The sequence below is a fragment of the Rhodococcus sp. NPDC078407 genome (assembly GCF_044542515.1).
Taxonomy (GTDB): Bacteria; Actinomycetota; Actinomycetes; order Mycobacteriales; family Mycobacteriaceae; genus Rhodococcoides.
Genome location: NZ_JBITUQ010000006.1, coordinates 104021 through 127054 on the forward strand (window position 1 = coordinate 104021; position 23034 = coordinate 127054).

The 23034-nt window shown below is 64.0% G+C and carries 23 protein-coding genes; 19 read left to right on the forward strand and 4 right to left on the reverse strand.

The features are described from left to right. Window positions 1–40 precede the first annotated feature (40 nt). The 3 genes from nusG (at window position 41) to rplA (ending at window position 2185) form a co-directional block, all read left to right on the forward strand. Window positions 41–883: a transcription termination/antitermination protein NusG gene (nusG, locus tag ACIGGF_RS08915; RefSeq protein WP_397521007.1), complete on the forward strand. Its 843-nt coding sequence runs from the start codon at window positions 41–43 to the stop codon at window positions 881–883. Window positions 884–947: 64 nt separating this feature from the next. Then, window positions 948–1382 (forward strand): 50S ribosomal protein L11, encoded by a 435-nt coding sequence (rplK, locus tag ACIGGF_RS08920; protein ID WP_008713829.1) that lies wholly within the window; start codon window positions 948–950, stop codon window positions 1380–1382. 83 nt (window positions 1383–1465) lie between these two features. Further along, entirely contained in the window at window positions 1466–2185 is a 720-nt protein-coding gene (gene rplA, locus ACIGGF_RS08925; RefSeq protein ID WP_341245277.1) for a 50S ribosomal protein L1, read from the forward strand. 71 nt (window positions 2186–2256) lie between these two features. On the opposite strand, the gene ACIGGF_RS08930 is transcribed toward rplA, so the two are convergent. Further along, window positions 2257–3168: an alpha/beta fold hydrolase gene (locus ACIGGF_RS08930; RefSeq protein ID WP_397521008.1), complete on the reverse strand. Its 912-nt coding sequence runs from the start codon at window positions 3166–3168 to the stop codon at window positions 2257–2259. 10 nt (window positions 3169–3178) lie between these two features. After that, the gene (locus ACIGGF_RS08935; RefSeq protein ID WP_397521009.1) at window positions 3179–5125 is read right to left on the reverse strand and encodes a CocE/NonD family hydrolase; all 1947 of its coding nucleotides are present in this window, start codon (window positions 5123–5125) and stop codon (window positions 3179–3181) included. 237 nt (window positions 5126–5362) lie between these two features. Between ACIGGF_RS08935 and ACIGGF_RS08940 the strand changes: the two genes are divergently transcribed. The 5 genes from ACIGGF_RS08940 to ACIGGF_RS08960 are packed head-to-tail and all read left to right on the forward strand — an operon-like array spanning window position 5363 to window position 10911. Continuing rightward, a complete protein-coding gene (locus ACIGGF_RS08940; RefSeq protein WP_397521010.1) occupies window positions 5363–6601 on the forward strand; it encodes an SDR family oxidoreductase in 1239 nt (412 codons plus the stop codon). Window position 6602: 1 nt separating this feature from the next. Then, window positions 6603–6800 carry a serine/threonine protein phosphatase gene (locus ACIGGF_RS08945; RefSeq protein WP_397521011.1) on the forward strand — a complete coding sequence of 66 codons (198 nt, stop codon included), beginning with the start codon at window positions 6603–6605 and terminating at the stop codon, window positions 6798–6800. 35 nt (window positions 6801–6835) lie between these two features. Continuing rightward, window positions 6836–7540 (forward strand): phosphatidylserine decarboxylase, encoded by a 705-nt coding sequence (locus ACIGGF_RS08950; protein WP_397521012.1) that lies wholly within the window; start codon window positions 6836–6838, stop codon window positions 7538–7540. Continuing rightward, window positions 7537–8691 carry a hypothetical protein gene (locus tag ACIGGF_RS08955; protein WP_397521013.1) on the forward strand — a complete coding sequence of 385 codons (1155 nt, stop codon included), beginning with the start codon at window positions 7537–7539 and terminating at the stop codon, window positions 8689–8691. The genes ACIGGF_RS08950 and ACIGGF_RS08955 overlap by 4 nt, the downstream gene beginning before the upstream one ends. Next, a complete protein-coding gene (locus ACIGGF_RS08960; protein ID WP_397521014.1) occupies window positions 8692–10911 on the forward strand; it encodes an MMPL family transporter in 2220 nt (739 codons plus the stop codon). Here the strand turns inward: ACIGGF_RS08960 and ACIGGF_RS08965 are convergent. Together ACIGGF_RS08965 and ACIGGF_RS08970 are read right to left on the reverse strand one after the other, a co-directional pair. Next, the gene (locus ACIGGF_RS08965) at window positions 10893–11609 is read right to left on the reverse strand and encodes a hypothetical protein (RefSeq protein WP_397521015.1); all 717 of its coding nucleotides are present in this window, start codon (window positions 11607–11609) and stop codon (window positions 10893–10895) included. The genes ACIGGF_RS08960 and ACIGGF_RS08965 overlap by 19 nt on opposite strands. Then, window positions 11606–12139 (reverse strand): RNA polymerase sigma factor, encoded by a 534-nt coding sequence (locus ACIGGF_RS08970; RefSeq protein WP_397521016.1) that lies wholly within the window; start codon window positions 12137–12139, stop codon window positions 11606–11608. The genes ACIGGF_RS08965 and ACIGGF_RS08970 overlap by 4 nt, the downstream gene beginning before the upstream one ends. Window positions 12140–12283: 144 nt before the next feature. Here ACIGGF_RS08970 and ACIGGF_RS08975 point away from each other — a divergent pair, with 144 nt between their 5' ends. The 11 genes from ACIGGF_RS08975 (at window position 12284) to ACIGGF_RS09025 (ending at window position 23024) form a co-directional block, all read left to right on the forward strand. Then, on the forward strand, window positions 12284–13045 hold the full coding sequence (locus ACIGGF_RS08975) for a CHRD domain-containing protein (RefSeq protein WP_397521017.1): 762 nt from the start codon (window positions 12284–12286) through the stop codon (window positions 13043–13045). 20 nt (window positions 13046–13065) lie between these two features. Further along, on the forward strand, window positions 13066–13674 hold the full coding sequence (locus tag ACIGGF_RS08980) for a class F sortase (protein WP_397521018.1): 609 nt from the start codon (window positions 13066–13068) through the stop codon (window positions 13672–13674). 328 nt (window positions 13675–14002) lie between these two features. Continuing rightward, window positions 14003–14584 (forward strand): 50S ribosomal protein L10, encoded by a 582-nt coding sequence (rplJ, locus tag ACIGGF_RS08985; protein WP_032380459.1) that lies wholly within the window; start codon window positions 14003–14005, stop codon window positions 14582–14584. 81 nt (window positions 14585–14665) lie between these two features. Further along, window positions 14666–15052, forward strand: coding sequence for a 50S ribosomal protein L7/L12 (rplL, locus tag ACIGGF_RS08990; RefSeq protein ID WP_057475236.1), 387 nt, complete (start codon window positions 14666–14668; stop codon window positions 15050–15052). A 442-nt stretch (window positions 15053–15494) separates the two neighbouring features. Then, window positions 15495–16664 (forward strand): ABC transporter ATP-binding protein, encoded by a 1170-nt coding sequence (locus ACIGGF_RS08995; RefSeq protein ID WP_397521019.1) that lies wholly within the window; start codon window positions 15495–15497, stop codon window positions 16662–16664. Between the two features lie 5 nt (window positions 16665–16669). After that, window positions 16670–17464, forward strand: coding sequence for an MlaE family ABC transporter permease (locus tag ACIGGF_RS09000; RefSeq protein ID WP_397521020.1), 795 nt, complete (start codon window positions 16670–16672; stop codon window positions 17462–17464). A gap of 5 nt (window positions 17465–17469) precedes the next feature. After that, complete coding sequence (locus ACIGGF_RS09005) at window positions 17470–18330, forward strand: ABC transporter permease (RefSeq protein ID WP_027498223.1); 861 nt, start codon at window positions 17470–17472, stop codon at window positions 18328–18330. Then, complete coding sequence (locus ACIGGF_RS09010) at window positions 18327–19682, forward strand: MCE family protein (RefSeq protein WP_397521021.1); 1356 nt, start codon at window positions 18327–18329, stop codon at window positions 19680–19682. The genes ACIGGF_RS09005 and ACIGGF_RS09010 overlap by 4 nt, the downstream gene beginning before the upstream one ends. After that, window positions 19679–20746: an MCE family protein gene (locus ACIGGF_RS09015; protein ID WP_397521022.1), complete on the forward strand. Its 1068-nt coding sequence runs from the start codon at window positions 19679–19681 to the stop codon at window positions 20744–20746. The genes ACIGGF_RS09010 and ACIGGF_RS09015 overlap by 4 nt, the downstream gene beginning before the upstream one ends. After that, on the forward strand, window positions 20743–21741 hold the full coding sequence (locus ACIGGF_RS09020; protein WP_397521023.1) for an MCE family protein: 999 nt from the start codon (window positions 20743–20745) through the stop codon (window positions 21739–21741). Before ACIGGF_RS09015 ends, ACIGGF_RS09020 begins: the two co-directional genes overlap by 4 nt. After that, on the forward strand, window positions 21741–23024 hold the full coding sequence (locus ACIGGF_RS09025) for an MCE family protein (protein ID WP_397521024.1): 1284 nt from the start codon (window positions 21741–21743) through the stop codon (window positions 23022–23024). The genes ACIGGF_RS09020 and ACIGGF_RS09025 overlap by 1 nt, the downstream gene beginning before the upstream one ends. The last annotated feature ends 10 nt before the right edge of the window (window positions 23025–23034 follow it).

Consider the following 23034-nt stretch of genomic DNA (forward strand, 5'->3'; position numbering starts at 1 on the left):
ACGATCGAACCGAGCAGGAAACTAGAGAAAGGGTGCTGACGTGAGCACGCCGCACAACGACGCCACCGAAGTGGCCGCATTCGACGCCGATGTCGAGGCGACCAAGCAGGGCCTCGAAGCGGAGCAGGCCGCTCAGGACCGCGAGACCGACGAAGCCATCAAGGCCGACGTTGCCGCTGCCGCCGGTGAGGACGCACCCGCCGAAGACGGCGAGACCGCCGATGCCGATGTCACTGCAGACGCCGACGTCACTGCCGAGCCCGAGGATCCCGTCGCCGAGATGAAGGCGGCTCTGCGCCGGGCTCCCGGCGACTGGTACGTCATCCACAGCTACGCCGGATACGAGAACAAGGTCAAGGCCAACCTCGAGACCCGTGTGCAGAACCTCGACGTCGGCGACTACATCTTCCAGGTGGAAGTTCCCACCGAAGAGGTCACCGAGATCAAGAACGGCCAGCGCAAGCAGGTCAACCGCAAGGTGTTGCCGGGTTACATCCTCGTCCGGATGGAACTCAACGACGAGTCCTGGGGAGCGGTGCGCAACACCCCCGGTGTCACCGGCTTCGTCGGTGCGACGTCACGCCCGTCGCCGTTGACCATCAACGAGGTCGTCAAGTTCCTCATGCCGCAGGAAGGTGCCAAGAAGGACGCGAAAGCGACCGCAGGCGCAACCGAGCAGGGCGGCGACACCACGTCCAAGCCCACCATCGAGGTCGACTTCGAGGTCGGCGAGTCGGTCACCGTCATGGACGGCCCGTTCGCGACGCTCCCCGCCAGCATCAGCGAAGTCAACGCCGAGCAGCAGAAGCTCAAGGTGCTGGTATCGATCTTCGGCCGTGAAACCCCGGTCGAGCTCGGCTTCACCCAGGTCTCCAAGATCTAGAAGCCGCGCGCACAGACTTGCAGTAGCAACCGCAAGAAACCCGAGCGAATACAAGGAAAAAGAAATGCCCCCGAAGAAGAAGAAGCTAGCCGGGATCATCAAGCTTCAGATCCAGGCCGGTGCCGCCAACCCGGCACCGCCCGTCGGCCCAGCACTGGGTCAGCACGGCGTCAACATCATGGAGTTCTGCAAGGCGTACAACGCCGCGACCGAGTCGCAGCGCGGCAACGTCGTGCCGGTCGAGATCTCGGTCTACGAGGACCGTACGTTCGACTTCAAGCTCAAGACTCCTCCCGCTGCCAAGCTGCTGCTCAAGGCTGCAGGCGTGGCAAAGGGCTCCGGCGAGCCGCACAAGACCAAGGTCGCCAAGGTGACCATGGATCAGGTGCGCGAGATCGCCAAGACCAAGCAGGAAGACCTCAACGCCAACGACATCGATCAGGCCGCGAAGATCATCGCCGGCACTGCTCGCTCGATGGGCATCACGGTCGAAGGCTGATTTTCAGCCTCTCCAAGCATCACACGTGGGAGAGCCGGCCAGGCTCGTCAACCACTCTGAACTCGAACGAAGGACAGTAAGACATGGCAAAGCGCAGTAAGGCCTACCTCGAGCAGGCCGCGAAGATCGATCAGGACAACCTCTACTCTCCCCTCCAGGCCGCCAAGCTGGCCAAGGAGACCGCGTCGAGCAAGTTCGATCCCACCGTCGAGGTCGCAGTGCGACTCGGCGTCGACCCTCGCAAGGCAGACCAGATGGTGCGCGGCACCGTCAACCTTCCCCACGGCACCGGCAAGACCGCTCGGGTTATTGTTTTCGCCGCTGGTGAGAAGGCTGCTGAAGCCGAGGCAGCAGGAGCCGACGTCGTTGGTGCAGAAGATCTGATCGAGCGCATCCAGGGCGGGTTCCTGGACTTCGACGCCGCGATCGCCACCCCCGACCAGATGGCCAAGGTCGGCCGCATCGCCCGTGTCCTCGGACCGCGTGGTCTGATGCCGAACCCGAAGACGGGCACGGTCACCAACGATGTGACCAAGGCCGTCAACGACATCAAGGGCGGCAAGATCAACTTCCGCGTCGACAAGCAGGCCAACCTGCATTTCGTCATCGGCAAGGCCTCGTTCGACGAGACCAAGCTGGTGGAGAACTACGGCGCAGCGCTGGACGAGATCCTGCGTGCGAAGCCGTCGTCGGCCAAGGGTCGTTACGTCAAGAAGGTCACCGTCTCGACCACCACCGGACCCGGCGTCCAGGTCGATCCGAACCGTACGCGCAACCTCCTCGAGGACGACGCGAACGCGTAATCTCTTCTCAGCTCAAAACGAAGGCCGGTCTCCCCGTGGGAGGCCGGCCTTCGTCGTGGCCCACCGATGCTCTAGGCAACCTTCGCGCGGGCGAAGTTGGCCAGGATGATGCCGCTGATGCGGTCCAGCAATGCTGCGGGTAGGTCGTGGGCCATACCGTCGATCAGCGTCAGCTCGGCTCCGGGAACGGCGCGGGCGATGGCCTTGCCGCACGAGGGTCGGACCAGTCTGTCGGCGGTCCCGTGAATGACGGTGGTCGGCGCGGTGATCTTCTTCGCGTACGGCCGCAGGCTGCCGGTGCCGGTGATCGCAGCCATCTGCCGTACGACGCCCGAGGGGTTGTAGTTCCGCTCGTACATCACCTGCGCAATCTCCAGTTGTTCCTCGAGCGGAGTGCGGAAGCCGGGAGAGCCGATGGTGGACAACGTCTTTGCCGAATGCGCGATGATTTCCTCTTTCGTGGCGTCCTTCCCGACGCCACCGAGCAGGGGCAGCAGGGCGCGTGGGTCCGGCGGAGGCAGGAACGGCTCGTTGGTGCTCGAGAAGAGAATGCCCACCGATTCGGTTCGTTCGGGGTAACTACCGGCGAAGACCTGAGTGATCATGCCGCCCATCGATGCACCGACGACGTGCACGGTATCGATGCCGAGGTGATCGAGTACTCCTACGGCGTCGGCGGCCATGTCGACGATCGTGTAGGGCACGTCGGAAGACATCCCGAGCTCGTGTCGGATCATTCGGAGGATCTGGGATCCCCGCACCTTCTGCCCGGTCATCTTCGTGGACAGCCCGATGTCGCGATTGTCGATCCGGATCACTCGATATCCTGCATCGACGAGGCGGGTACAGAAATCCATGGGCCACAACGTCAATTGCGCGGACAGGCCCATGATGAGCAGGACCGCGGGATCGTCCACCGAACCCATGTCCTCGTACGCGATCTCGACGGAGTTCGCCGGCGCGATGCCTTGTTCGATTCTCATGGTGTCGTTCCTACCAGCCCGGCTCACCCAGTATCGGCACCACCAGGTAGCTCGGATCCTGTGGGTCGATGCTGATGTCCTGTTTGCGCAGTCGCGTACGCACCAGATCCGGCAGGATCGGGATGAACCGTGGTGTGTCGGTGGCGAACACGTCGACCCGGAGGCGGTGACCAGTGGCGATCACGGCCTCGGTGGTGAGGATGTCGATGTCGAGAACGATGGGTGTGCCGACGGGCACCGGCAGCAGTGCAGCCTCGGTGAGCGGGTGGTACGGCCGGGTGTAGTCGCCGTTGGGAGCGAACAGCGAACGCTCGTCGTCCACGGCTCGGCGCGAGGCGAGCAGTGCGCCGTTACTGAGTACGGTCGAGGTGCCGTCCGGGGCGACGTCGCAGATCATGATGGTCCACAATGCTTCCCGCGCGTGGCAGACCACCCGGAGATGCAGATTCATCGGACCGGACAGAACGGCGTCCGACTCGGCCGGGCCGGTGGTGAAGGTGACTGCGGCACCTTCGGCGAACCGGTTGTCGTAAGTGAATCCGCCCCCCAACACTGCCGTCACGCCGGCGAGTACCTGGGTGGTGTCACGCGAGACGACGGCCCGCAACGAGGGCCGCACCGTCAGGATGTCGCGGGACGTGGCCGGTTCGGTCGTGAGGCTGCCGTCGGCGACGGCGTGGGCTGCCGTTCCCGAGGGCGTCGCCGACAGGTACAGCCTGTGTGGCTGCGCCCGCGGAGCCGGAAAGCGGCCGTGCGCAGTCCAATTGCCGCCCTGCTGACGCAACGTGACGGGGCCGTAGTTCTCGATTCCGTTGTCGATGTCGCGCAGCCACTTGTCGAACCAGGCTCGCTCGAGCACATCGAGACGCGGTGGAAAGCCCGGTTCGCCGAACCCGATTCCGGGGTTGCCGTGGTACCCGTCACCGACGAGCAACTGCTTCGATCCGCGTTCGAGGGACAGCCGGTTGTAGATGTCGGGCGCGGAGCCGCCGAAGATGTCGTGCCAGCAGCCGTACAAGAATGTCGGCACGGCGATGTCCTCGATGGCGGCGTCGATGGTGTCGTAGTACTCGTCGTCGTAGATTCGTGAATCTTGTCCTGTGACAAAGCCTTTGGCCAGATCGAATAGGTTGGTGGCGGGGGACAGGGTGCGATCGCGGAGCCAGATGAACGTGTCGATGCCGCCGATGGCCGGTGCCCACTTCAATGCGTTGACGGCGGTGAGCCACAGCGGGATGAACGCCGAGGTGGCCCCTCCGGTTGCGAAGATTTCTCGGACGATGTCCACCGAGCCCTCGACGGCGAAGATCGCGTCGAGTCCGGCGGGTTGCTTGGCTGCGGCCTGCAGCGCGTTGATCGCCGAGTACGAGATGCCGGCCATTCCCACCCTGCCGTTGCACCAGTACTGGCGTCGGGCCCAGTCGATCACCTCGAGGGAATCGAGTTGTTCGCGGGTGCCCAGCACGTCCCAGGTGCCCGAGGAACTGCCGGTGCCGCGGACGTCGACGATCATCTGAACGTACCCGCTGCGGACGAGGTGCCGGTTGACCGACAGCAGGTCCGCCGCCCCGCCTGCAACCACTCGGGTGATCTCGGTGATGCCGTCGAAACGGGTTCCGGTGAGGTCGAACGCGGACGAGAAGGCTCTGATCGCACGACCGAGAACTGGGGTCTCGAGGATCGTGTCGATGCTCTTGATCAGCAGCTTGTTGTACGGCGTCAGGTTCAGGACGGTGGGAAAACTCCCCGTCACCGCCTCACCCGATGCGTCGGCGGGGCGGACGACGTACGCGCGCAGCGCTGTGCCGTCGCTCATCGGGATACGAACGTTCGCCGATACCGACACTCGCGGATACCGCGGTTCCTCGCGCACGATCGCCGCCCACGCCGCTGCCGCGTCGCCGCCGCTGGGGTCGCGTACGGGTTGCAGTAGGGGGTGGGGCGCCACGGCAGTCATGAACGTCGATTAGACCGTCGAACGACCCTGTTTGTCCCGAGGAACGCGAATCGGTCGTAGTTTGCTCCAATAATTCGCACGTTCGACTGTGTTGTGTTGGGAACCCTCTCAACAAAAGTTGAGCCACGCTATGGGGCGTACCAGACTTTCCTGGTCACCCGATCTCGAGCCCTCGAAATTGCTACGTTCTGCCGGTCCGAAGTGACATGGGACACCGATCGTTGCAGGGGAGCGAGAATGCACGTAGAAGCACTGTTCGGAGATGGTTCGTTGCGTCCGATCTGGCCGCACGCGGATGCACTGATCACCAGCGAATGCCCGGGGCTTCGCTTCGCCGGCAAGTACGCCGACGTCGTCGCTCTGAGCAACGGTGATCCGACCGCGTTGCGGCCGTTCGTCGACGAGGACACCCGCCGCCGGGTGGCGAGCATGGCACCGCCGCGCACCGACTCGGCGCTGGTGTTCGGAGCCAACGGATTCCTCGGCGCGCACCTGATCGGCCGCCTCACTCGTGATTCCGCCGTCGAGGTCGTCTATGCGATGGTGCGCCCCACCGAGGAGGAGACGGCGTTCGAGCGCCTGCAGCGCACCTTCGACCAGTACGAGATCGAGGTCGACGCCGACAAGATTCGCATCGTCGAAGGCACTCCCACGACGTTCCGGTTCGGCCTCGACAAGGCCGCCTACTACGACCTGGCTGCCGGAGTGGGACAGATCTTTAACTGCGCCAGCTCCACCGATTACACCGAGAGCTATGCCGAATTGCGTGACGACTGGTTCGTCAGCGTGCTGCGCATCCTGGAATTCAGCATCACCTCCGCCCGTAAGCACCTGACGTACGTGGGCAGCATCGGTGCCCACCTCTATCAGAAGCCCGAGGACTTCCGTCGTCCCGACTCGTGGTGGTACTCCGGATACGCGCAGATGAAGTGGGTCAACGCAACTCTGCTCGGATGGCTGTCGATGTCGGACACCTACTCCGTCACTCTGTGCGAGGCTCCGTACATCCTCGGCAGCACCGAGCTCGGCCGTGATCCCGGTCGCGTGTACAGCTTCTGGCGCATTATCGAACTGGCGATCGCAGCCGGTGCCATCTGGGACGGCCCGGGCATGAACTACGTCCCGGTCGACGTGATGTGCGACGTCATGGCCAGCAATTCGCTGCGCAGTCATCCTCTGACGAGGCTGTTGCCGAGCAATCCCACCGGATACGGGCACGACCTCTACGCCGAGCTGCTCGGGCTCGATCTGGTGAGCTGGGAGGAGTTCAAGGAGCGTGTCAGCGTGCGCATCTCTCCTCGTTTCGCCGAGACGATGCTGGCCGACAACATCGATCAGCTCATGCGCCTGGTGCACAAGCCCGAGGCGATCCTGCCCCTCGATCACGACGTCTCGTGGTGCGACCACCGCCGACTGTTCGAGCTCTATTTCGAGAAAGCACAGCTCAAGACGCTCACGCCCGCCGCCGTCAACTGACGTGGCGGACGGATTCGAACCCACTTCGGTGCGCTTACGGGACGTACCCATCGGCCGCGAGGTGATAAACGGCGTTCTCTCGCTGGGCTTCTACGTGGTGTGTGGGCTGATCGGACTGCTGCCCGGCCCGGTGCGGAACCGGGCAGCGGATGCGTTCGTGACCTGGTCGGAGAGCGTCGACGGACAGCGGCACAGCTGATGTCGTGGTGTCGGTGGGTACTCGGCCTCGCTGCGGTGCCGGCAGCTCTCTTCGCGCTGTTCGTGTACTGGCGGACCCGGTTCTTCTTCCGCGATCCGCACCGCGAACCGCCGGCCGATCCGCGGGCGGTGCTCGCTCCGGCCGACGGGTTCGTCACGTACGTCAAGCGCGTGGAGGCGGGCAGTGCCGCGTTCGCCGTCAAGAAGGGGCGGACGATCGTCCTCGACGAGATCGCCGGAGTCGGCTCGACCGCCAGCGGCTACCTGATCGGGATCTACATGTCCGAATATTCGGTGCACCGCAACCGAATTCCGGTATCGGGCACCATCGGCATGCGTCGTCATCGGTCCGCGGCACCGTTCAACAAGTCGATGGCCAGAGTCGGTGCGAACCTGTTGACCCGGCGCACTCCCTACGACGAGGGCTGCGACTACCTGCTCACCAACGAGCGGCTCACCATCTCGGTCGAGCACGAGTCCGGTGCCGTGGTGACGGTGACACAGATTGCCGATCTCTGGGTCGACCGCATCGTTGCGCACGTCGCCGTCGGTGACACCGTCGAGCGCGGCGAGCAGTACGGGATGATCCGCTTCGGTTCTCAGTGCGACGTGTTCGTGCCCGACGCACTCGTCGACGAGATCACTGTCCGGCCAGGCAATTACGTGTTCGCCGGCGAGACGACGGTGGCGCGTTCACCGATCCTCGTCGACGGCAGTCAACCGAGCGAGGAGGAACGATGATCACCATCGAAGAGGTCGACGGCAAAGCCGGTTGGCGTGAATTCGAGTCCGTCTCGGACCTGGTCTACCAGGGCGATCCGTACCGCCTACCCGACGAGCCGATGGATCTGGGCCGAATTCTCATCGCACCGCCGCCCTCGGTCGCCGCAACCCGCGTCACGAAGGCATTCCTGGCCCGCGAGAACGGGATTGCCGTCGGGCGCGTCGTGGCCATCCACGATCTGTCGTTCACCGAGTACACGGGGGAGCCGATCGGGTTCTTCGGCTTCTACGAGGCGGTCGACGATCACGACGTCGCCGAAGCGCTGCTCGACGCTGCGGCGCAATGGCTTTCGGCGCGCGGACTCGAGACGATATCCGGGCCGTTCGGTCCGTCGATGTTCTACAGCGCAGGCATCGTCGTCGACGAGGTCCCGGCGCTGCCCCTGGTGGGGATGCCGCACAATCCGCTCTACTACGCGGCCCACTTCGAGAAGTGGGGGCTGATGGCGGTCAAGGACTTCTACAGTTACCTTTTCGACGACCCGTGCATCATCTACAACGACCCCAAATACGCGCGGCACATGCAGATCTTCGAGAAGATCAAGGCGCGATCCGAGGTGACGTTCCGGTCGATGAAATACCGGACGCTGCGACGCGACGCGCGCATCGTGCGGGATCTGTACAACAAGACGTTCGTGAACTTCTGGGGCTTTTCGCCGCTGTCCTACACGGAGCTGTTCGAGTTGCTGAAGATGATGCTTCCGGTCATCGACCGTCGGCTCACCCTGCTGGCCGAACTCGACGGTAAGCCCGTCGGCTTTCTGATGGGAATCCCGGACGTCAATCAGGCCGCCGCGAAGGCGTCGCACCTGAAGTCGCGCTGGGCGCGAGACCTGGTGACGCTGTGGCACGTCAAGCGTCCGGGGCGCACCGAGGTCATCGACGGCGTACGGGTGGACATGCTCTTCGTCGATCCCGATTGCCCCGATCGAGCCGTGTCCTCTCTGCTGATCATGGAGATGTCGGTGCGCATGCGTGACCTCGGGTTCACTCGTGTGGAAGCGGCTCCCGTGCTCGACGACAGTCCGTGGATGAAGGGCTCGGTCCTGTCCCGGACGAAGCTCGCTCCGCACCGCACGTACCGCATCTTCAGCCGGGAGTTGACGTAGATGACCGATACGATCTCGCGAATCGACCCGCAGGTGAGCAGGGGAAACATCGGCGACCGGTGGGGCCGACTGGTCGCTCGGCGGCGCTGGGTGGTGCTGGCGATCTGGACGCTGCTGGCGGTGGGATCCGCGATTCTGTACCCAGCGCTGCAGAATTCCCTGGTGGGAGCCAACTTCTCCGTTCCCGGAACCGAATCCAGCCGTGCCGACCAACTGGTCGAGCGGCATTTCGAGTCCTTCGGCTCGGAACAGCTCGTCGTCACGTTCACCTCGGATTCGGTGGACAGCCGGAACCCGGCCTTTCGCGCACGGGTGGCCGAGGTCGTCTCGTCACTGAGGCAGTCACCGGACGTACTGCGTGTCGTCGACCCCTACGAGAGCGCAGGATTCGTCCCGACGATCTCCGCCGACGGGACCTCGGCGCTCGCATTCGTCGGCATCGGCGGAGAGGCCAGCGATCGGATCGCAGTGGCCGAACGCGTGCAGGAGATGATCGGCGGGGCGTCCGGCGACGGCGTCGAGGTGGCGGTGACGGGCTACTCGCCGATGACCGTCGATCTCACCCGCGTCGAATCCGAGGACGCCGTGCGGGCCGAGAGCATCGGTCTGCCCATCGCTTTCGTGGTGCTGGTTCTGGCGCTGGGTTCCGTGGTCGCAGGCATCGTGCCGCTGGTCACCACCGGGATCGGAGTGCTGGCGGCGTTCGGCATGTTCGCGTTGCTGTCCAACGTGATGACCTTCGATGTTCTCGTCACCACGGTGGCGGCGATGTTCGGTCTGGGTCTGGGAATCGACTACGCGCTCTTCATCGTCAGTCGATTCCGGGAGGAGATCGGGCGGGCCGGACCCGGTGACCATCCGGACCGGACCGAGCGCGCGGTGGGGGCGGCCATGGGCACCGCCGGACACATCATCGTCATCTCGGGTCTGGTCGTGTTGATCGCACTCGGAGCCCTCGCGATCGTCGATGTCCCCGCGGTGCAGAGCATTTCGTTGGTCGTCGCGCTCACCATCGCCACCGTCGTCGTGGTCGCGTGGACCCTGTTGCCTGCGATCCTCGCAGTACTGGGAACGCGTATCGGGGCATGGTCACTGCCGCGACGATTCCAACCTCCCTCGGTCGACGAGCACGACGCCGCAGTACCCACGTGGTGGTCACGGTGGGCGCAGCACGTCATCGAGCGCCCCTGGCGTTACACGGTCGCATCCGCCGCCGTCCTCATCGTCTGCCTGGTTCCCATCGGTTCGATCTCGTACGGAGTCGACCTCGGTGCCGAGGCGCTCAGCGCGGAACCGTCCGGACGAGCCAACACGGTCCTGACCGAGAAGTTCGCGCCCGGTACCATCTCGCCCATCACCATCGTGTTCACGGGCGAGGACGACAGTCCATTGAGACCGCAGCAGATCGCCACGGTCGACGCGTTCGCGAACTCCGTGCGCGGAGACGATCGCGTCGCCTACGCGTTGGCGCAGCCCGAGGGCGGCCGGTCGTTGCTGATCGTGGTCCCGTCGGTCCCGATCGACTCGACGGAGGCCGCCGATCTCGTCGGAACCCTGCGTTCTCAGGCAGTTCTCGCCGGTGAAGCAGACGGCACCAGCGTGTCCGTGGGCGGTACCACCGCGCTGGTGGTCGACGCCTCCGAGGAGATCTCCGGCAAGTTCGTCTGGGTCGTCGCCGCGGTACTGGCCTTCTCCCTCTGTTACTTGGCCGTCGTGTTTCGCAGTGTGGTGATCCCGCTCAAGGCAGTCGCCATGAACCTGCTGGTCACCGGGGCAGCTCTGGGTGCCACCGTCGCCGTCTTCCAATGGGGTTGGGGTTCGAGCATTCTCGGTTTCGAGAGCCCGGGGTACATCCAGGTGTATCTACCCGTGACGGTGTTCGCCGTGGTCTTCGGTCTGTCGATGGATTACGAGGTGTTCCTCATCGGCCGCATGCGAGAAGTGTTCGTGCGGGGAGCGAGCAACGACGTGGCCGTCGTCGACGGCATCGAACACACCGCCAGGCCGATCACCGCCGCCGCCGCGATCATGATCGCCGTGTTCGCCAGCTTCCTCACCGCAGACGTGCTCGAACTCAAACAGTTCGGCTTCGCTCTTGCCATCGCGGTGTTGTTCGACGCGGTGCTGGTACGCATGATGCTGGTGCCGGCGATGATGAAGCTCTTCGGCGAGCGCAACTGGTGGCCCGGTACGCGGAATCGTCAGGTGGTCGGCAACTGAGCCGACGCCAGCAGCGAGCCGTCCGCGCCGCGGATCTCGATCTCGGTGACGTCGCCGCGAAGTACTGCCGCGTTCATGCGGCATTCGATGGTGACGTCGCTACCGAGAAACGTGCCGGACGGGAGTTCGGTGCCCCACCGATCGACGAGGACGACCTCGTACGGGCCTCGATCGGTCACGCCGTCCATGTCGAGGAACGTCTCGGTGCCCCACGTGTGCGCAACGAGGCCGCCCTCGATGTCCACGCTCGGCATGCTCGTGGTGAACGCCACCTGTTCGTAGGCACCCAGGGTTCCCGGAGGTCCGGTGATCGCGGCCGGTGGATCCTCGGGTTGCGGTCGAGAGGCATCGATACCGAGCACGACGCCGCTGCCGACGACCAGCCCCACGATCGCGGCGGCGGCCGCCAGGCCGGCCGACCTGCGCGGTCCACGTGTTCGCTGGGGTGGCCACGCAGAGTCGGGTGAGGCACCCAGAACCCGTGCGCGGAGTTCGGGTGACGTCGAAAGTTCGAGCCACGGTTCGGTCGGACCGCGACGACCGAGAGTCCCGGTCAGCGCGCGCAGTTCGGCGATGTCGGTGTCGACGGTGGGATCGGACGATGCGAGTTCGCGAAGTTCTGCGGCCTCGGTGGCGTCGAGGTCGTCGCCGACGGCAGCGGCGATGAGTTCGGCTCGGCGATCGTCTCGGGCGTTCATGCTTCCTCCTGTCCGTCGAGATGGTCTCGCAGCGCCCTCAGTGCGTAGAAGGCGCGAGTGCGCAATGTTCGTACGGCAACGCCCGTCGACTCGGACAGTTCCGCATAGGTGGTTCCCGCCAGGTGCACCGCGACGACGACCTGCCGGTGATCGGGAGAGAGAAGGGCGAGCGCGGCGATGATGCGCAGTCGCTCGTCGACGTCGGGGCTGGTGTCGCGCGTGACCCCGGCCGGCTCCCGATCGATGTCCTCGATCCGGTCCGAGGCCGGCATCGGCATCCTTGTCAACGACCGCTGAACATCGATGATCACGTTGCGTTCGATGGCGAACAGCCACGTTCGCAGCGACCCGCGATTCGGCTCGAACCGGGACCGCGCTCGCCATGCCCGAAAAAAGGTCTCCTGGACGCAATCCTCGGCGAGAGTTCTGTCGCGGAGAGCGTTGACGGCGAACCCGAGCATGGCCGACGCGTGCTCGTCGTACGCGGCAGCGACGTCGAAGTGCAGTTCGATCACGCTCCCGATGCTCATGACAGTGACTACGTCGACGGACGCCCGGACGTTCATATCCGAGACTGGAGTATTTCTTTACCGAATTTTGAACATCGTGGCATCGACCGTCGTACACCTCTGCACGGGCTCGCCTGCCCGATACTCCCACGGAAGGCCCACGAGATGACCAGACGCTCGATCAATCGCCCGGCACTGTCCGCCCGCGGCACCGCCACCGCAGTCGTCGGCGGCACAGCCGCAGCACTGATGCTGTTCACGGCGGCCCCGGCCGGTGCCGATACCCCCGTTGCCGAACCGGATTCGTTCACCAGTGCTTTCACCGCGATGGCAACTCCCGATCAGGTGCTCAACGGCGATGGCGTTGCCACTCCGGGCCAGCCGGGCGCGACGGGCACGTTCACTCTCCGTATCAATTCCGACCTCGACATCATCTGCTACGACATCGCGCTCGACGGAGTCACCGGTGACTACATGAGCCCGGCCAAGACCGCCACGCACATCCACCAGGCGGCGGCCGGTGCTGCGGGACCTCCGCGTCTGGCGTTCCCGAACCCGACGCCGATCGGTGACGGCCCACGTTCGAGCACCGGCTGCATGCAGGGACCGTTCACCACCGGCCTGACGCCGGCCGGTGCCGACGCGGACAGTGGAACCGGATTCACGCTGGACCAGATCGAAGCGAATCCAGCGGGCTTCGCGGCCGACACCCACACCGTCGACTTCTCGGCCGGAGCAGTGCGCGGACAGCTGACGCAGATTCCGGTCGGCTCCGTCGCCACCGGAGGCGGAGGCTCGGCTCTGGCCGCGGCGTCCGATTCGGCCTCCGGTAATGCAGTGCCCGTAATCGGCGCAGCGGCGCTCGGCGCGATGGCGATCGCGGGAGTGACGTTGGTTGCTCGCCGCAGCGGAACGGCACGCAGCTGAGATCTCGGCTCCTGGTTGCTGTGACGGCAGTGGTGGTGGTGACGGGCTGTACGTCCGCACCGCCACCATCTGCCGCACCAACACCCGCCGCACCAACACCCGCCGCACCAACACCCGCCGCACCACCGACCGAGTCCTCGACCGCGGGAGATTCGCCGGGACCTGGTCCGACGGCGGATTCCGCGGCGCAGGCACCGACCCGGCTCACCGTCGAGGCCATCGACCTCGACGAGCCGTTGATCGGCCTGGGTCTCACCGAGAACGGCGAGATGGAGGTGCCGAGCGACTACGACGACGTCGGGTGGTTCACCGGCGGCGGCAGACCGGGCGTGATCGGTAGTCCTACCGTGCTGGCCGGGCACGTGGATTCCACGACCGGTCCGGCGGTGTTCGATCGGTTGTCCGAGCTTCGACCGGGAGATCTGGTGACGGTCGGGGACGGGACGGGTGGTCGAGTCGACTACCGCGTCGATCGGATCGGCGACTACGGCAAAGCGGAGTTTCCGACGGTGCAGGTCTTCGGGGCGGTGCCCACCGACGAGCTCAGGCTGATCACGTGCTCGGGCGACTTCGACGCCTCCGTGGGCAGCTACGAGCGCAACCTCGTCGTCTACGGAGTGCGGCAATAGCCCAGCGTTTTGGAGTTGACGCGGAGGATGTTGTAACCTGGTCGACGGTTCGGATCACGAGTGCTCGCACTTCGGTCCAGACCGCCCAATCAAGTTCTACCCAAGACCGTTGGTCACCGCCTTCTCGAAGGATTCACTTCCGGGAGTTGCGCGGTTGAAGGTCCGAGATCATGTCGGACGGCCCACGCAGGAGAACGAGGTAGGGAACCTGTCTGCAGTCCTCGTGGCTGTCTGCTCGTTCACGCCCCGTGTGCTTCTTGCGCCGGGGCGTTCGTCGTTTTCCGGCCCTCTCGCGATCGACGCAACTTCCCACGAGAGGAGGCGAAGTATGGCAAAGCCCGAAAAGGTCTCAGCAGTATCGGAGATCACCGAACAGTTCAAGGGTTCGACGGCTGCCGTCGTCACGGAATACCGTGGTCTGTCGGTGTCCGGTCTGACTCAGCTCCGGCGTGCGCTCGGCGAAGGTGCCACGTACTCCGTCGCCAAGAACACCCTGGTCAAGCGCGCAGCTGCCGAGGCCGGTATCACCGGCCTCGACGATTTGTTCGTCGGACCGACCGCCATTGCATTCATCAAGGGCGAGCCGGTCGACGCTGCGAAGGCCATCAAGGCCTTCGCGAAGGACAACAAGGCCTTGATCGTCAAGGGCGGCTACATGGACGGCGCAACGCTGTCCGTGGACGAGATCAACAAGATCGCGGACCTCGAGTCGCGCGAAATCCTGTTGGCCAAGCTCGCCGGCGCCATGAAGGGCAACTTGTCGAAGGCTGCAGGCCTGTTCAACGCTCCCGCATCGCAGTTCGCGCGTCTGGCGTTCGCGTTGCAGGAGAAGAAGGCTGCCGGCGCACCCGCCGCAGCCGAGGCACCTGCAGAAGCAGAAGCACCGGCGGAAGCTCCCGCCGAAAGCTGATCCGCTGGCATTAGCGAACAGCTCAATCCCACACCATGCCGCGGATCAGCGGCCAGGTACTTACAGGAAGGACCCGCCACCATGGCGAAGCTCAGCACCGAAGAATTGCTCGACCAGTTCAAGGAGCTCACCCTCCTCGAGCTCAGCGAGTTCGTGAAGGCATTCGAGGAGACCTTCGAGGTCACCGCAGCTGCCCCCGTCGCCGTTGCTGCTGCAGGCGGCGGCGCTGCCCCCGCCGAGGCTGCTGAAGAGCAGGACGAGTTCGACGTCGTTCTCGAGTCGGCCGGCGACAAGAAGATCCAGGTCATCAAGGTTGTCCGTGAGGTCGTCTCCGGCCTCGGCCTGAAGGAAGCCAAGGACCTCGTCGAGAGCGCTCCGAAGGCAATCCTGGAGAAGGTCGCCAAGGACGCAGCCGAGGCTGCCAAGGAGAAGCTGGAAGCTGCCGGCGCAAAGATCTCCGTCAAGTAAGACCGCCTCGTTGCAGTCGCACTTCGCGCTCTGAAAACGAGTGCAGAAGGGGCCGTTCCCACCTCGGTGGGAACGGCCCCTTTCTGTGTTCGAAGGCCCGGCATCGAGTGTGTCGTTGTGATCGATCACTGACTCTGTGAGATCGCGTGACACCAGCTTCCCGTCCCTGTTTACTCGACTTCGCCGAAGTCTGAAGCATGTCGAAAGGTTTCGGTTGGGTTCACTTGTGGTCTCTCACAGCGCTTCGCGACTGGTACTTGTCACAGTTCTGGCGAGTCGCCGACCGTGTCGCGTGAGATGAGCCACACTGATGCAAGCTCTACAGCCTGACTCGGGGAAGTTCTTACTGGGCGGTAAGCTCCCGTGTCGGTGCGGACACCTGCATGGGATACAGTGACGCAACCCACATCCGGGTCGATGTGTACGAATTGTGGAGGTCAGCGTGGGAGTCGAGGTTTCGGTCGAAGGATTGACCAAGTCGTTCGGTGTTCAGAAGATTTGGCAGGACGTGACGTTGACGCTGCCGAAGGGTGAAGTCAGTGCGCTCCTCGGTCCTTCCGGTACCGGTAAGTCGGTCTTCCTGAAGTCTCTGATCGGCCTGTTGCGTCCCGAAGAGGGCAAGATCTTCATCGACGGAACCGATATCTTGCAGTGCTCCTCCCGTGAGCTCTACGAGATCCGGAAGTTGTTCGGGGTGCTGTTCCAGGACGGCGCGCTGTTCGGTTCGATGAACCTCTACGACAACGTCGCGTTCCCGCTTCGCGAGCACACGAAGAAGTCCGAGTCCGACATCCGCAAGATCGTCATGGAGAAGCTCGAACTGACGGGTCTGCTCGGTGCCGAAGACAAGCTGCCCGGCGAAATTTCCGGTGGTATGCGCAAGCGCGCCGGTCTCGCCCGCGCCTTGGTGCTCGATCCCGAGATCATTCTCGTCGACGAGCCCGACTCCGGCCTCGATCCCGTTCGTACCACGTACATTTCGCAGACTCTGATCGACATCAACGCCAACATCGATGCCACGATCCTGATCGTCTCGCACAACATCAACCTCGCTCGTACGGTGCCCGACAACATCGGCATGCTCTTCCGTCGCCAGCTGGTCATGTTCGGCCCACGCGAGGTGCTCCTCACCAGCGATGAGCCGGTGGTCAAGCAGTTCCTCAACGGAACGATGATCGGCCCGATCGGCATGTCGGAGGAGAAGGACGAGGCGCAGATGGCGCACGAGCAGGCGCTCGTCGACGCCGGGCACCACGCCGGTGGCGTCGATGACGTGGAAGGCATCGTGCCGCAGATGAAGGCGACCCCCGGAACTCCGGTGCGCCAAGCCGTCGGTCGTAGGCAGGAGCGGGTGCGCCAGATCATGCACACGCTGCCGCAGAACGCACAGGTCGCCATCCAGGAAAGCCTCGATACCACCGATCCCGGTCAGCAGTATCCCGCCTACGCCGGCCAGCAGGGCTACGACGAGCAGGGTTTCGACCAGCAGGGATACGACCAGCAGGGATACGGCCAGCAGGGATACGGCCAGCAGGGTTATGACCAGCAAGGCTACGGCCAGAGTCATGATCAACAGGGCTACCAAGCTCCTACGCAAGGTCGGGGTCAATAGCAGACATGGCGGGATCGAAGAAGTCCGCGTTCGCTCCAGCGAACGCCGCTCTGACACAAGCCGGCAATATCGTCGAACTACTCGTGGACGTCGTTCGGAACACCTTTCGTAGGCCGTTCCAGTTCCGCGAGTTCATCGAGCAGGCGTGGTTCATCGCCAGCGTGACAATTCTGCCGACGGCACTCGTCGCCATTCCTTTCGGCGCTGTCGTCTCGCTGCAGACCGGTTCGCTGATCAAGCAGCTCGGTGCCGAATCGTTCACCGGTGCGGCCAGCGTGCTCGCGGTCATTCAGCAGGGTTCGCCGTTGGTCACAGCGCTGCTGGTTGCCGGTGCCGCAGGATCGGCCGTCACCGCCGACCTGGGATCGCGCACCATCCGTGAGGAGATCGACGCGATGCGCGTGCTGGGGATCGACCCGGTGCATCGCTTGATCGTTCCGCGCGTGCTGGCCATGATCCTCATCGCGCTCTTGCTCAACGGCCTGGTATCGGTGGTCGGTATCGCGGGTGGCTACTTCTTCAACGTGATCCTGCAGGGCGGTACTCCCGGCGCGTACCTGGCGTCGTTCGGTGCGCTGGCGCAGCTGCCGGATCTCTATGTCGCCGAAGCCAAGGCGGCAATTTTCGGACTGATCGCGGGCATCATCGCCTCCTACAAGGGGCTCAACCCCAACCCCGGACCCAAGGGCGTCGGCGAGGCAGTGAATCAGACCGTGGTCATCACGTTCCTGCTGCTCTTCTTCGCCAACCTCATCCTGACCCTGGTGTACCTCCAGGTCGTTCCAGCGAAGGGAGCGTAACCGCGATGACTATCGCAAGAGGTCGCGGTGACCGCACGCTGATGCGCGTCAAGCGCGTCGGCAATGCCCCGCTCAACGTGCTCGACCGCGCAGGCGAGCAGATGTCGTTCTATCTGCGAGCAATCGGGTGGATTCCCAAGACCGCAGTGCATTACAAGAAAGAGGTGCTCCGCCTGCTGGCGGAGGTCACCTTCGGTAGCGGTGCGCTCGCCGTCATCGGTGGAACCATCGGCGTGATCGTGATGATGTCCGGCTTCACCGGCATCGTCGTCGGCCTGCAGGGCTATGCCGCACTCGAGCAGCTCGGAAGCTCCGTGCTCACCGGCTTCCTGTCGGCGTACGTCAATACCCGTGAGATCGCACCGATCGTCGCCGGATTGGCGCTTTCGGCCACCGTCGGCTGTGGTTTCACCGCTCAGCTCGGTGCCATGCGGATCTCCGAGGAGATCGACGCGCTCGAGGTGATGGCCGTACCCAGCGTGCCGTTCCTGGTGACGACGCGCATGATCGCAGGCTTCGTTGCCGTCATCCCGCTCTACATCGTCGGACTGTTGGCGTCGTACGTGGCATCGCGTGGGATCAGCACGATCTTCAACGGGCAGTCGACGGGGTCCTACGACCACTACTTCAACCTCTTCCTACCTCCGGAAGACGTGTTGTATTCGTTCTTGAAGGTGCTGATATTCGCCTTCGTTCTGATCATGATCCATTGCTATTACGGCTACCACGCTTCCGGCGGACCTGCCGGTGTCGGCGTCGCAGTAGGCCGTGCCGTTCGTACTGCGATCGTCACGATCGCAGTACTGGACTTCTTCTTGAGCCTCGCCATTTGGGGCACGACCACCACAGTGAGGGTTGCGGGATGATCGACTCGCCGTCGCGACTGAAGCGAGTACTGCTCGGTTTGGCGTTTTTCCTGGTGCTCATCCTGTTCTTGGGATGGAGCATTACGTCGTACAACAAGACCTTCAAGGACGTGGTGAAGGTCAGCCTCGAAACCGATTCGGTCGGCAACGCTCTACCGATGAACGCCGATGTCAAGGTGCGCGGAATGATCGTCGGCGAGGTGCGCTCGGCGTCCACCGTCGACGGCATCGTCACCTCGGAGCTGACCATCGACCCGGACAAGGCTCCACTGATTCCGTCCAACGCAACGGCGCGGTTGCTCCCCAAGACACTGTTCGGTGAGCGCTACGTCGCGCTGATCCTGCCCGAGAACGATGCGGCGTCGCCGATCACCGAGGGCACTGTCCTCAAACAGGACACCAGCGGCAATGCCATCGAGGTCGGTCAATTGCTCGACGGCTTGCTTCCACTGCTGCAGGCGATTCCGCCGCAGGATCTGGCCAACACCCTCGGGTCGTTGGCGCAAGGCCTCAGCGGCCGCGGCGAGCGGTTGGGACAGACCATCGACGATCTGACGAACGTCGTGTCGGGTCTGAACACGGAGTTGCCGAACATCCAGCAGACGCTGGTCGGTCTCGCCGACTTCTCGCAGACCTACGCAGACGCGGCACCCGAGCTGATCTCGGCGCTGGACAACCTGCGGACGACGGGCAACACCGTCGTCGAGCGGCAGTCCAGCCTCGACACGCTGTACGGATCGCTGACCTCTGCGTCGTACACGACCGCGGATTTCCTGCAGACCAACTCCGAGAACCTGATCGGATTGGCTGCCAACTCTCGGGAAGCGCTCGAGCTGCTGGCCGAGTTCTCCCCGACGTTCGGCTGCACGTTCAGCCAGTTCGCCGAAGGTGCCAGGCGCGGCAAGATCGTGCTCGGCGAGGGCGACGAGTACCCCGGCGTCAACGTGTCCGCATCGTTCGTCAACCCGAAGGGCCGTTACTTGCCGAACCAGGACGAGCCGCGCTTGTTCGACGACCGCGGAGCCACCTGCTTCGAGCCTGCCGCGCCGGGTGAGTTCTTCCCGCAGTATCCGGGAGGCTCGATCAACGACGGTTCCTACCAGGTGCCGACCCGCAACCCGGGGCCGCAGGTCATCGAAGGACAGGGGCCACCGAAGTCGGCTCAGAGTTCCATCGTTCCTGCCGTCTCCGCAGCCGCGCAGCCGGCGAGCTACGAGGGCTCGGACTTCGAGCGTGACACTCTCGCCGTAATCTACGGGCAGGCGAGTGGTGTCGCACCGGACAGTATTCCGTCGTGGGCGGCCGCTATCGGCGCACCGGCAATGAGAGGAGTGGAGGTGACCGTGCCATGAGAGGCCTTCTCGCGCCGATCATCAAGTTGGTCGTGTTCGCCGTGATCACGATCCTTGCTACGGCCACCCTTGCCTTCACCATCGCCAATTCCAGTGGCGGCGGCGGCACCAAGTTCTCGGCCATGTTCACCGACGTCACCTCGCTCAACGAGGGCGACGAGATTCGCATCGCGGGCGTTCGCGTAGGCCAGGTCGACAAGATCGAGATCGCCAACGAGCGTGAAGCGAAAGTGGACTTCACGCTGAGCAGTCGTGACTGGCTCCCGGCCAGCTCGACGGCCACCATCCGGTTCCGGAACCTGGTCGGTCAGCGCTACATCGCCATCGAACAGGGCTCGGGAGACCAGGGCCGGAAGATCACCGAGGGTGCCACCATTCCGTTGGAGCGGACCAAGCCTGCGGTGAATCTGACCACGCTGTTCGACGGCTTCCGTCCGCTGTTCACCACGCTCAGCTCCGACGACGTGAACAAGCTGTCGTACCAGATCATCCAGGTGTTCCAGGGGGAGTCGGGCACCATCAACGAGCTGGTCACCAACACAGCGACCCTGACCAACACCGTCGCCGACAAGGACCAGGTCATCGGCCAGGTCATCAACAATCTGAACAATGTGCTGGCGACGGTGAACCAGAACGACGGGCAGCTCGACAGCCTGATCGTCAACACTCAGCAGCTCGTCTCGGGTCTGTCGGCCGATCGCGGCGTGGTCGGGTCCGCCGTCACCTCGCTGGCCGGTCTGACCAACGCGACTGCCGACCTGCTCGAACCGACGAGGCCGTCGATCCAGGGATCGGTCACTGCGTTGAACACGTTGTCCGAGACGATCAACCGCCGAAGCGACGACGTGGACACGGTCCTCGGAATTCTGCCCGTCAAACTCGACAAGCTCATTCGTACGGCCCAGCAAGGATCCTGGTTCACGTTCTACCTGTGCGGTATCGACATCGTCGCCGGACCGGGTAGCTCGCCGAATCTGAATCTGCCGACCGGGCTTCCGACCGTCAACCAGCCGCTGTACACGAACTCGGCAGAGCGCTGCAAAGCTGGGGGAATCAAGCAATGACATCTCGTCGTAGTCCGGCAACGATCGGCGCACTGGGAATCGCCATCATCTTGCTGGCAACCATGTCGGTGTTCTTTCTCGACCGTCTCCCGATCATCGGGGCCGGTTCGGTGTACACCGCCGAGTTCAGCGAGGCCGCAGGCCTCAAGCCCTCCAACGAGGTGCGCATCGCAGGCGTCAGGGTCGGCAAGGTGACCGACGTGAGTCTCGAAGGCGACCGGGTCGTCGTGGACTTCACCGTTCAGGACGCCTGGGTCGGCAACGAGTCGAGGGCCGCGATCGCGATCAAGACCCTGCTGGGACAGAAATACCTGGCACTCGACCCGAGCGGCCCGGAGACGTTGAGCCCCAAGGACCGGATTCCGCTCGAGCGCACCACGTCCCCGTACGACGTCATCGACGCGTTCTCCGATGCGGCGTCGACCATCAACGACATCGATACCGATCAGCTCGCGACGAGTATGCGGACCCTGTCCGAGGCGTTCTCCGAGACGCCTGCGAACATCCGTGCCTCGCTCGACGGCGTGACTCGGTTGTCGCAGACCGTGGCCAGCCGCGACGAGGAGCTCAAGAAGCTGTTCGAGGCCACCGGGGAGACGTCGAAGGTGCTGGCCGACCGTAACGAGCAGTTCAACAAGCTGATCACCGACGCGGGCCCGCTTCTGGAGGAACTCAACAACCGGCAGCAGGCCATCTCCCAGCTGCTCACCGGCACTCAGCGAGTGTCACAGGAGCTGACCGGTCTGGTTCGCGACAACGAGGCGACCATCAACCCGATGTTGCAGCAGCTCAACGGCGTCATCGATATCCTGCAGCGCAACAACGACAACCTCGACCGCGCGCTGAAGCTGTACGAACCGTTCATTCGGCTGTACACGAACGTGACCGGCAACGGTCGATGGCTCGATATCGTGCTGGCCAACCTCACACCACCCGGAGTTCCGTTGATACCTGGTTACCGCCAGCCCTCGCTCGACACGTTGGCGGGGAACTGATGACAGAGACTCAGGCAGCACCGAAAAACAAGAACAAACTGGCACTGATCGCGGTCGTCGTGATCGTGGCGCTGGTGTTGGCGGTCGCCGGCTGGTGGCTGTTCACCCGGGCCGGAACGACCAAGATCACCGCGTACTTCGACAAGTCGGTCGGCATCTATTCCGGCTCGGAGGTGCGTGTGCTCGGCGTCAAGGTGGGCACGGTCGACTCCGTCACCCCGCTCGGTGAGGACGTCGAGGTCGTCCTTCGCGTCGACCGTGGTGTCGACATTCCAGCCGACGCCAAGGCAGTGCAGGTCACCCCGTCACTCGTCGCCGATCGCTACGTCCAGCTCTCGCCCGCCTACTCCGGCGGCGACACCATGGCCAGTGGCACGACGATCGGTCGGGATCGCACCGCGACCCCTGTCGAGGTCGACGAGCTGTACAAGTCCATCAACGACCTGTCCACCGCCCTCGGTCCGGACGGCGCGAACAAGGACGGTGCGCTGACCGACCTCGTCAACACCGGTGCTGCAAACCTCGACGGCAACGGTGAAGCGTTGGGCAACAGCATCACTCAGCTCTCGGCCGCCGGTCGGACGTTGAGCGATTCACGCACCGACGTGTTCGACACGATCAAAAATCTGCAGACGTTCGTCAGTGCGCTGGCCGTCAACGATCAGCAGGTCCGCAACTTCAACACTCAGTTGGCCGACCTGACCGGGTTCCTGTCGGGTCAGCGCGAGGATCTGGGAGCGGCGCTCCAACAGCTGTCGATCTCGCTCGGTGACGTCGCGACCTTCGTCGCGGACAACCGGACCGAACTCACCGATGCTGCCAACGGACTCGTGGTCCCGACTCAGACGCTCGCCGACAACCGTGAGCAGCTGGTGCAGACCCTGACGTTGCTGCCGCTGGCCATCAGCAACCTGGTCAACGCCTACGACGCAGAGTCGGGCACGCTCGCTACTCGTGCCAATCTGCAGAACGAGACGCAGGATCCGCTCGGCACCGTCTGCCGCTTGATCGACCTGGGCAAGCTGGTACCGGGTGACCCGCGCTTCGAGGCCCTCGGTGCGCAGATTCAGCCGATCATCGATCAGTGCGCCAACATCACCACCATGATTCAGGCCCCGATCGCCGACCAGAACCGGATCGTGCTGCCGTTCGGTGTTCTCACCAACGACGTTCAGCAGAACGAGTCCGTGCCGGGCACGGTTCCGGGCGTCGTCTCGCCGAGGCTCGGAAACAGCTCGATGCCCGGACTGGAGCAGTCGTACATCGGAGGTGGGGGACAGTGAGAACCTCTGT